The organism is Pseudoxanthomonas taiwanensis (assembly GCF_010093135.1).
Taxonomy (GTDB): Bacteria; Pseudomonadota; Gammaproteobacteria; order Xanthomonadales; family Xanthomonadaceae; genus Pseudoxanthomonas; species Pseudoxanthomonas taiwanensis.
In genome coordinates this window covers 1-8,651 of record NZ_PDWK01000093.1, presented here as the reverse complement: position 1 = coordinate 8,651, position 8,651 = coordinate 1, and the positions used below count along the sequence as shown (strand labels likewise).

The following is an 8,651-nucleotide window of genomic DNA, read 5'->3' as shown; positions in this document are numbered from 1 at the left end:
CAAATGCCCCAAAGTCGCCTTGGTCGCTTGCATGCGCAAGCTGCTGACCGTGCTCAATGCCATGGTCAGAACCAACAAACCTTGGGATAACGCGCTTCACGGCGCTTGACTCGGAAGACGGTTACTCAGGAGGCCGTCGTTGCCCATGTTGACGATGAACGGACCCAGCTCGTGCTCGGCCAGCACCGGGTTGCCGGAGAGCACGGTGCGGGTGCCGGCGGGGTTGGTGCGCAGCGACACCGCGTTGGCGATGGCCTCGTGCTCGGCGGTGACCACGCCCAGCTGCGCCACCCAGCAGTCCATGGCGTTCTCCAGCCAGTCGCCGTAGCGCAGCACGGCCAGGCCGCCGGCACCCCAGGCCGGCCCCCAGGAGTTCTGCACGATGAAGCCGTCGCGGGTGTAGCCGATGATGGCGAAGGCGTGGCCGGCGTCCGGCTGGCCGCTCATGCGCCGGATCACCGGCAGGCCGGCCGGGTCCTGCGGACGCGGCAGCGGCGCCGGCTGCAACAGCTCCTCCCAGCCGGCGTGGATGCAGGCGCTGGCCAGCAGCGCCCCGGTCTGGGCGATGGCCACGTGCATGTCGCGCAGCGAGCGCGGGTCGATGCGGTAGTACGCGCCCAGCGGGCGCTTCACCGCGTCGGTCCACCAGTCCTCGCAGGCGTCGGCGCGCGGCGGCGGCATCGGCGGGCGCGGCCACAGACGCGCGGCGGCGGCGCCGTGGCGCAGCCAGCCCTTGAGCGCACCGCGCAGCGAGGAGCCGGTGTCGGCCTGGTCCCCGTCCTCGCCGTCGCCGGCCCATTCGTCGTAGCGGCGGGCCATGCTGTAGAGCATGTGCGGGGACACCGGCTCGACGTGGCGGCCGGCGCGCACCAGCAGGTACTCGATCACCGTGGCCAGGGCGTAGCCTGTGCAGGCCGCGCTCAGGCCCTGGTCCAGCACCGGGCGCACCTCGGGCGGATAGACCACGTCCGGCGGCGCCGAGGCCACCGGTGGCCGGTACTCCCAGTCGCGCAGGTCCACCGCGTCCGGGCGCACGTTCAGCACGCGGATGCCGCTGCGGCGCGACACGGGCCGGGCGGTCTCCAGCAGTTCCAGCGGCGCCGGCCCGGGCCGGCCGGGGGCGGGCCGAGCCGGCGCGGTCGGCCGGCGCGCGCGCGCCGGGGCGGTGCCGGCATGGCGCGCGTAGGCGGCGGCGAGCCTGTCGTCGTAGCGGTTGCGGCGGTACTCCGGCCCGTTGTACAGGCGGGCGAAGCGCGCCCAGCCGCGGCGGCGCAGCGGCGCCAGCAGCGGCGAGCCGGGGCGGCCGAGCAGGGTGGCGAAGGCCTCCAGCTGCGCCTCGGCGCTGGTGGACTGGCATTCGACGAAGCGGCCGATGCTGTCGAAGCCGCACAGCGCGTAGTTGAAGCCCATGATCTGGAACGCGCCCCAGCTGGCCGACTGCAGCGCCGCGGTGGCGTCCAGCTGCGCGGCGCGGTCCAGGCGTTCCCATTCGCCGGCCGGCGTGCGCGCGTAGCGGCGCGGGTTCCAGCGCGGGTGGCTGAGGTCGGGATGGCTGCGGCCGAAGCGTCCGGCGGTGAGGCGGTGGAACACGTGGCCCTCGAACAGCACGGTGGGCCGGCGGTCCGGCGGCGGCAGGAAGCCGTTACCGGAGGATTCCACCTCGGCCACCGCCTTGAGCGCGGCCACCTCCACCTTCAGGCGCGTGGCCAGGCGCTCCCACATGGCCTCGGTGATGGTGCGGTCGGGTCCGGTCTCCTTCTCCATCGGCGTCCTCTCCCTGGGATACGAACGGGCGGATGTCCGCGGCCGCGAGGCCGCGGCTCAGAAGACGGGGGCGACAGGCTCCTCGGGTAGGCGGATGTCGACCAGGCGCCAGCGCAGCCCCTGGCGCTGCAGCACGCACACGGTGCGGCGGCCGTCGGGATGGATCACGGTGGCGGTGAAGCGGGAGGGGGATTCCCAGCGCAGCCGGGCATCGTGCAGCGGCCGCGCCGGTTCGGTGGCGCCCCAGGGATCGTGGTCCACGGTGCGGCCCCGGCTCCGCTGCCACAGCGCGTGGCCCTGCAGCAGTCCTGCGATGCCGGTGGGCGTGACCATCACGTCCACCGTGGCGCCGGCCAGGCCGCCGGCGGCGGCCAGGGCCAGCGCGCCCAGCGGGTGCGCGGCGGCATCACCGGCGGCACGCACCAGACGGTCGTCCAGCTGCGCCTTGAGGTTGGCGCGCAGGCGCGGGAAGTCCACGTGGCGTTCCAGCGCGGCGGTGTCGCGCGTCTCCAAGGCGCGCCCGATGCCGCGCCCCGCCAGCCACGGGCCGGCCGCCAGCCACGCGGCCAGCGCCAGCACGGCCAGCAGCAGCGGTACGGCGAAGAGGGCGGCCCGGCGCCGTGTCCGCTGCAGCGGCGGTGCCTGCCCCCCGGCCATCGCTAGAACTCCAGGTCCAGCGCGGCGCAGAGGTAGTCCACGAACGGGCCCAGGGCCGCCAGGTCGGTTTCCAGAGTGTGGCGCAGGCGTGGGCCGGTCATGGTCGCGTCCTCCAGGGGCCTCCAGAGTACCCAGTTCCGGTGGCGCAGGTCGTCAATGAACCGGAAGTCGGCCGGGAAGCCGCGCGGCGGCCGCACCAGCATTTCGCTCTCGTCCATGGCGAAGCGGCGGCGCAGGGCCGGGGCGTGGGCCGCGGCCTTCCAGCTGCCGGGGTTCTCGAGGATGAACTGGCGCACGCGGCGCTGGGTGTCCGGCTCCGGGTGCCAGAGGCCGGCGCCGACGAAGCTCTCCCCCGGCTGCAGGTGGATGTAGAACGAGGGCGCTGGCACCTCGCGGCGGCGTTCGTGGAACAGGCGCGCGCCCTGCCAGGTCTTGTACGGCGACTTGTCGCGGGAGAAGCGCGCGTCGCGGTGGATGCGGAACAGCGAGCCGCCCAGCGGGCGCGGGTCGGCGCGGTAGTGCGGGCTGATCCTGGCCAGCGCCGGCTGCAGGTCGGCGATCAGCCGCAGGAACGGCTGGCGCACGTGCACCTCGTAGTCGGCGCGGTGCGCCTGGAACCAGGCCTTGTCGTTGTGGCGCGCCAGCCCGCGCAGGAAGCGGAAGCTGGCCTCGGTGAAGTAGGTGGTCATAGCGTGGCTTGCAGTTCGCGGCCCCAGGCCTCGAGGCGGTCGAGCAGGACCTGGCGCGGGCCGTCGCCGGCGTGGGCCGCGCGCAGGGCGGCGATCTCGGCGAAGTAGCTGTCGAAGGTGTGCTCCGACAGGCCGCTGTCCTGCTGCAGGCGCAGGCGGCGGGATTCGTCCCAGCGCTGGCGTTCGGCCGCGTCCAGGGTATGGGGCCAGTTGCGCGCGCGGTAGCGGAACAGCAGTTCCGGCAGGCGCGGGTCGCGGAACCCGAAGTGGCGGCGGGCCAGCTCCTCGGGCGTGCAGGCACGCACCTGCACGCACAGGCGGCGGTCGCCGTCACCACAGAAGCCGGCGTACAGCGCGCCGTCCGGATCGCCTGGCTGCCCGTCGCGGACCCGGGCGAACACCCGCCGCACCTTCTCGGCCAGTTCCGGGCCGTGCGCGCGCAGGCGTTCGGCCTTGGCCAGCAGCGCGTCCGGGTCCAGGCCCAGGCGCTCGAAGTCCGGCGCGCGCAGGTGCGCCCACGGCACCAGCATGGGCGAGCGGTTCAGGTGCACCTCCTTCAGCGGCACCCGGCTCACGCCCTCCGGCAGGTCGGCGGTGGGGGTGTACAGGCGGTCGGCGATGGCGTCGGCGTCCTGGTCCAGCAGCGCCTGCTCGTCGCCGTCCAGGTCGAACACGATCACGCGGTTGGGGATGTCCGGGTGCGTGGCCAGCGGCAGCACCACCGCCGCGCACAGGCGGCTGGCCGGATAGCGCTGCGAGACGTGCAGCACCGGGGCCATGGCGAAGGTGTCCAGCAGGCTGGCGGCGTGGCGCTTGTCGCGCAGGCGCAGGGCGTAGTCCCACAGCCGCGGCTGCGCGCGGCGCAGCAGGCGCGCCAGGCCCACGGTGGCGTTGACGTCCGACAGCGCCTCGTGGGCCTCGCCCACGCGCACGCCGTTGGCCAGGGCCAGGTGCTCGAGCTTGAACGAGGTGGCGCCGTCCTCGCGTTTGGGCCAGGTGATGCCGTCCGGGCGCAGGGCATGGGCCAGGCGCAGCACGTCCAGCAGGTCCCAGCGCGAGTTGCCGTTACGCCACTCGCGCTCGTACGGGTCGAAGAAGTTGCGGAACAGGGTGTGGCGGACGAACTCGTCGTCGAAGCGCAGCGAGTTGTAGCCCAGGGTGCAGGTGCCCGGGCGGCCCATCTCCTCGACGATGCGCGCGGCCGCCTCGGCCTCGGTCAGGCCGTCGCGCAGGGCCTGGTACGGGTCGATGCCGGTGATCAACGTGGCGGTGGGCGAGGGCAGCAGGTCGTCGGCCGGGCGCACGTACAGGCTGATCGGGGCCTCGACCGGGTTCAGCTCCGCGTCGGTGCGCAGCGCGGCGAACTGGGCGATACGGCTGCGGCGCGGGTCGGCGCCGAAGGTCTCCAGGTCGTAGAACAGGAAGCTGCCGCTCATCGTGCTCCTTCCAGCGGGGGCAGGCGCTCGCGCACCGCGCGGGCCAGCGCTTCCCAGTCGATGCCGTCCAGGCTGGCGCGGCCGCGCGTGGCCTCGGTCAGGATCTGCCGCTGCACCTGGCTGCGCCACAGCGCCACCGCGTAGGGCACGCGCATGAAGGTGACCATGGTGTAGTGCGGCACGAAGCGCTGCGGATGACGCTGCTGCAGGGCCAGCTCCAGCTCGCGCTGCAGCTGGAAGCCGGCGTCGTCCACCCGGTCGCGCATCTCGATGTAGTTCTCCAGGGCCATGGCCTGGATGGCCGCGGCGTTGGGCTTGCGCTCGACCTCGTAGGCGGCGAAGGCCGCCTCCAGCGAGCCGTGGCGCTCCATCGCCTCGACCATGGCCAGGCAGTCCTCGAAGGCGCAGTTCATGCCCTGGCCGTGGAACGGCACCATCGCGTGCGCGGCGTCGCCCACCAGCACCGCGCGGCCGTCCAGGTGCCAGCGGTCCAGGTACAGCGTGCCCAGCAGGCCGGGCGGGTGGTGCTCCCAGTCGCGCTCCAGGTCCGGGATCAGCGGCAGCGCGTCGGGGAAGTCGCGATCGAACAGGGCGCGCACCTCGGCGCCGCTGCGCACGCTGGCGAAGCAGGGGTCGCCGCTGCCGGGCGCGGCCTGGTTGGGCAGGAACACGGTGACGGTGAAGGTGCGCTCGTCGTTGGGCAGGGCGATGCACATGTAGCGCCCGCGCGGCCAGATGTGCAGGGCGTGCGGTTCCATGCGGAACCCGCCGTCGGCCGCCGGCGGGATGGTCAGCTCCTTGTAGGAGTGGTCCAGGAACTCGGTGCGCTCGACCAGGCCGGCCTTGCGCACCATTGCCGCGCGCAGCGCCGAACCGGCGCCGTCGGTGCCGACCAGGGTGCGGAAGCGGATGTCGTGCGGCTGGTCGTCGCGGTCGTCGATCAGGCGCGCGTAGCCGGCGTCGAAGTCCACCGTGTGCAGGCGGCGGTGGAAGTGGACGGGGGCGCCGGCGCGCTCGGCCGCCTCCAGCAGGGTCGGGTTGAGGTCGGCGCGGTGCACCGACCAGATCACCTCGCTGTCGTCGCGGCCGTAGCGGTGCAGGCGGGTGGGGCCGTCGCGGCCGTGGACCATGCGCCCGCGCATCATCACCGCCTGGCGCATCACCGCCTCCAGCACGCCGGCCTGCTCCAGGGCATGGCGGCCACGCTCGGCCAGGGCCAGGTTGATCGAGCGGCCGGACTCGTAGCCCTTGACCCGCGGGTCGCCACGGCGCTCGTACACGGTCACCTTCCAGCCGCGCCGGCACAGCAGGATGGCCAGCAGGCAGCCGGCCAGGCCGGCGCCGACCAGGACCAGCTCGCGCTCGCCCGGCAGCTCAGCCACCACGCCAGCGCTCCACTTCCTCGACCAGGCGCACCACCTCGGCGTAGCGGTTGTACAGGGGCACCGGCGCCACCCGGATCACGTCCGGCTCGCGCCAGTCGCCGAGCACGCCGGCCCGGCGCAGATGCTCGAACAGGGCGCGGCCGCGCTCGCGGCCGCCGGCCACGCGCAGCGACAGCTGGCAGCCGCGCCGCGCCGGGTCGGCGGGCGTGACCACCTGCAGGGTGTCGGCCAGGCGTTCGTGGATCAGCCGCTCCAGCAGCCCGGTCAGGTGCCCGGACTTGGCGCGCAGGGCGGCCATGCCGCCGGCGCGCTCGAACAGCTCCAGCGAGGCGCGCAGCGGTGCAAGCGCCAGCACCGGCGGGTTGGACAGCTGCCAGCCCTCGGCGCTGGCCTCCGGCACGAACCGTGGCCCCATCAGGAAGCGGGTGGCGGCTTCGTGGCCCCACCAGCCGGCCAGGCGTGGCAGGCCGGCGCGGGCGTGGCGCTCGTGCACGAAGCAGCCGGCCACCGCGCCGGGCCCGGCATTGAGGTACTTGTAGTGGCACCACACCGCGAAATCGGCGCCGGAGTCGTGCAGGGCCAGGGGCAGGTTGCCCACGGCGTGGGCCAGGTCGAAGCCGGCCACCGCGCCTTGGGCATGGGCCAGGCGGGTGATGCCGGCCAGGTCGAAGGCCTGGCCGGTGCGGTACTGCACGCCCGGCCATAGCACCAGGGCCAGGCGCGGGCCGTGGGTGGCGATGGCGTGGGCGACGGCCTCGTCGGAGAGGGTGCCGTCCGGCTGGTCGGCCTCGACCTCGACCAGGTCGGTGGCCGGATCGAAGCCGCGCAGGCGGATCTGCGACTCCACCGCATGGCGGTCGGACGGGAAGGCGCCGGCCTCGATCAGGATCGCCGGCCGCTCCGGGGTGGGGCGGTAGAAGCTGGCCAGCATCAGGTGCAGGTTCACCGTCAGCGTGTTCATCGCCACCACCTCCTCCGGCCGTGCGCCGACCAGCCGCGCCAGCGGCCCGCGCACCAGTCGGTGGTAGTGCATCCACGCGGTGTCGCCGCTGAAGTGGCCTTCCACCGCCTCGCCGGCCCACTTGTCCAGCACCTCCTGCACCTGCGCGCGCGTGCCGCGCGGCTGCAGGCCCAGCGAGTTGCCGACGAAGTAGACCTGTTCGCCGTCGCCGTGGCGCGGCACCAGGAACTCGTCGCGCAATCCGCGCAGCGGGTCGGCGGCGTCGAGGGCGAGGGCCTGGGCGAGGTCGTCGTGGCGGGTCATGGGCGGTGGCTCAGGAGGGGCCGGTGGCGGCGCCGGAGGCCGGCACGGGGTTGAGGTGGCCGCAATGGCCGCAGGTGCGGTGCTCGGGCGAGCCGTAGTAGCGCTCGAACACCGGCGGGAAGTCGCGCTCGATGTCGCGCAGGTGGAAGAACTTCTCGTACAGCTTGTGGTTGCAGCGTTCGCAGTACCACAGCAGGCCGTCGCGCTCGTGCGGCAGGCGGCGGCGCTCGACCACCAGACCCACCGAGCCGGCCATGCGCTGCGGCGAGTGCGGCACGCGCGGCGGCAGCAGGAACACCTCTCCGGCGCGGATCGGGATGTCGCGCACCGCGCCGGGGCCGCCCTCCGGCCGCTCCTGCACGCGCAGCACCATCTCGCCCTCCAGCTGGTAGAACCATTCCGGGCCCTCGTCCCAGTGGAAGTCGGTGCGGGCGTTGGGGCCGCCGACCACCATGACGATGAACTCGCCGTCGTGCAGGCATTGGTTGCCCACCGGCGGCTTGAGCAGGTGGCGGTGCTCCTCGATCCAGGCCTGCAGGTTGAACGGGGCGGTCAGCATGGCGGGCCTCGCGTGGGGAAGGGGGCTCAGCGCAGCTCGCGGTCCTGGCCGATGCGCTCCAGGGCGGCCTGGTACTGCGGTTCCAGCTCCTCGATCCGGTCCACGTCCATGCCCAGGTGGTGGACCCGGCCGTCGCGCAGGCTGTAGACCCAGCCGTGCACGGTCAGGGGCTGGCCGCGTTCCCAGGCGTCGCGGACGACGTGGGTCTTGCACACGTTGACCACCTGCTCGACCACGTTCAGCTCGCACAGGCGGGCGTGCTGCAGGTCGGTGTCGCCGGCGTGCGCCAGGCAGTCGGCATGGTGCTCGGCCACGTCGCTGACGTGGCGGAGCCAGTTGTCCACCAGGCCCAGGCGCTGGCGGGTGAGGGCGGCGTACACGCCGCCGCAGCCGTAGTGGCCCACCACCAGGATGTGGCGGACCTTGAGCACGTCCACCGCGAACTGGATCACCGACAGACAGTTGAGGTCGGTGTGGACCACGACGTTGGCCACGTTGCGGTGGACGAACACCTCGCCGGGGGCCATGTCGATGATCTGGTTGGCCGGCACCCGCGAGTCGGAGCAGCCGATCCACAGGTATTCGGGCGCCTGCTGCCTGGACAGGCGGGCGAAGAATCCCGGGTCCTCGGCGCGCACGCGCTCGGACCAGGCATGGTTGCGGCGGATCAGGTCCTGCAGGTCATTGGTCATCGCCGTAGGCTCTGTTGAATTTCAAGTGGGTTGCCGGGCATGAGGGTTGATCACTGCGAAGTCGAGCTTGCCGGCGATCAGGAAGATGACGGTTCTGATAGTGGTGAAGCGGGTGAAGCCGCGAGCGCGGCGCTTGGCGGACTGAAACAGGCCGTTGAGCGCTTCGAGGAAGCCGTTGGTCTGGCGGGTCTGGGCCCAGGCGACG

9 protein-coding genes and 1 pseudogene are annotated in these 8,651 nt (G+C 73.2%); 1 reads left to right on the top strand and 9 read right to left on the bottom strand.

Going from position 1 to position 8,651, the window contains the following annotated elements:
• A pseudogene (locus tag CR938_RS13180) lies at window positions 1-109 on the top strand (IS110 family transposase); the annotation flags it as partial.
• On the opposite strand, the gene CR938_RS14480 reads toward CR938_RS13180, so the two are convergent.
• From CR938_RS14480 to CR938_RS13135, 9 genes are all read right to left on the bottom strand, one after another.
• Window positions 97-1,764, bottom strand: a complete 1,668-nt coding sequence (locus tag CR938_RS14480; protein WP_211365241.1) for an N-acetylmuramidase domain-containing protein — start codon at window positions 1,762-1,764, stop codon at window positions 97-99. The pseudogene CR938_RS13180 and the gene CR938_RS14480 sit on opposite strands and share 13 nt — an antisense overlap.
• A gap of 57 nt (window positions 1,765-1,821) precedes the next feature.
• Window positions 1,822-2,421, bottom strand: coding sequence for a DUF2939 domain-containing protein (locus CR938_RS13170; protein WP_162125438.1), 600 nt, complete (start codon window positions 2,419-2,421; stop codon window positions 1,822-1,824).
• A gap of 2 nt (window positions 2,422-2,423) precedes the next feature.
• Entirely contained in the window at window positions 2,424-3,110 is a 687-nt protein-coding gene (locus tag CR938_RS13165; protein ID WP_162125437.1) for a DUF2461 domain-containing protein, read from the bottom strand.
• Window positions 3,107-4,546 (bottom strand): exodeoxyribonuclease I, encoded by a 1,440-nt coding sequence (sbcB, locus tag CR938_RS13160; RefSeq protein ID WP_162125436.1) that lies wholly within the window; start codon window positions 4,544-4,546, stop codon window positions 3,107-3,109. Before sbcB ends, CR938_RS13165 begins: the two co-directional genes overlap by 4 nt.
• On the bottom strand, window positions 4,543-5,919 hold the full coding sequence (locus CR938_RS13155; protein ID WP_162125439.1) for an FAD-dependent oxidoreductase: 1,377 nt from the start codon (window positions 5,917-5,919) through the stop codon (window positions 4,543-4,545). The genes sbcB and CR938_RS13155 overlap by 4 nt, the downstream gene beginning before the upstream one ends.
• Before the next feature lies 1 nt (window position 5,920).
• Window positions 5,921-7,195: a kynureninase gene (gene kynU, locus CR938_RS13150; RefSeq protein ID WP_162125435.1), complete on the bottom strand. Its 1,275-nt coding sequence runs from the start codon at window positions 7,193-7,195 to the stop codon at window positions 5,921-5,923.
• Between the two features lie 10 nt (window positions 7,196-7,205).
• Window positions 7,206-7,754 carry a 3-hydroxyanthranilate 3,4-dioxygenase gene (locus CR938_RS13145; protein ID WP_162125434.1) on the bottom strand — a complete coding sequence of 183 codons (549 nt, stop codon included), beginning with the start codon at window positions 7,752-7,754 and terminating at the stop codon, window positions 7,206-7,208.
• A 26-nt stretch (window positions 7,755-7,780) separates the two neighbouring features.
• The gene (gene can / locus CR938_RS13140; RefSeq protein ID WP_162125433.1) at window positions 7,781-8,446 is read right to left on the bottom strand and encodes a carbonate dehydratase; all 666 of its coding nucleotides are present in this window, start codon (window positions 8,444-8,446) and stop codon (window positions 7,781-7,783) included.
• Between the two features lie 21 nt (window positions 8,447-8,467).
• Window positions 8,468-8,651: transposase (locus CR938_RS13135; RefSeq protein WP_162125432.1), on the bottom strand; the 184-nt coding region annotated here is incomplete at its 5' end.

Bases quoted from the DNA above. Each gene is read 5' to 3' on its own strand.
- CR938_RS13145 (WP_162125434.1), bottom strand. From the start codon at position 7,754: ATGCTGACCGCCCCGTTCAACCTGCAGGCCTGGATCGAGGAGCACCGC.
- CR938_RS13170 (WP_162125438.1), bottom strand. From the start codon at position 2,421: ATGGCCGGGGGGCAGGCACCGCCGCTGCAGCGGACACGGCGCCGGGCC.
- CR938_RS14480 (WP_211365241.1), bottom strand. From the start codon at position 1,764: ATGGAGAAGGAGACCGGACCCGACCGCACCATCACCGAGGCCATGTGG.
- sbcB (WP_162125436.1), bottom strand. From the start codon at position 4,546: ATGAGCGGCAGCTTCCTGTTCTACGACCTGGAGACCTTCGGCGCCGAC.
- kynU (WP_162125435.1), bottom strand. From the start codon at position 7,195: ATGACCCGCCACGACGACCTCGCCCAGGCCCTCGCCCTCGACGCCGCC.
- can (WP_162125433.1), bottom strand. From the start codon at position 8,446: ATGACCAATGACCTGCAGGACCTGATCCGCCGCAACCATGCCTGGTCC.
- CR938_RS13165 (WP_162125437.1), bottom strand. From the start codon at position 3,110: ATGACCACCTACTTCACCGAGGCCAGCTTCCGCTTCCTGCGCGGGCTG.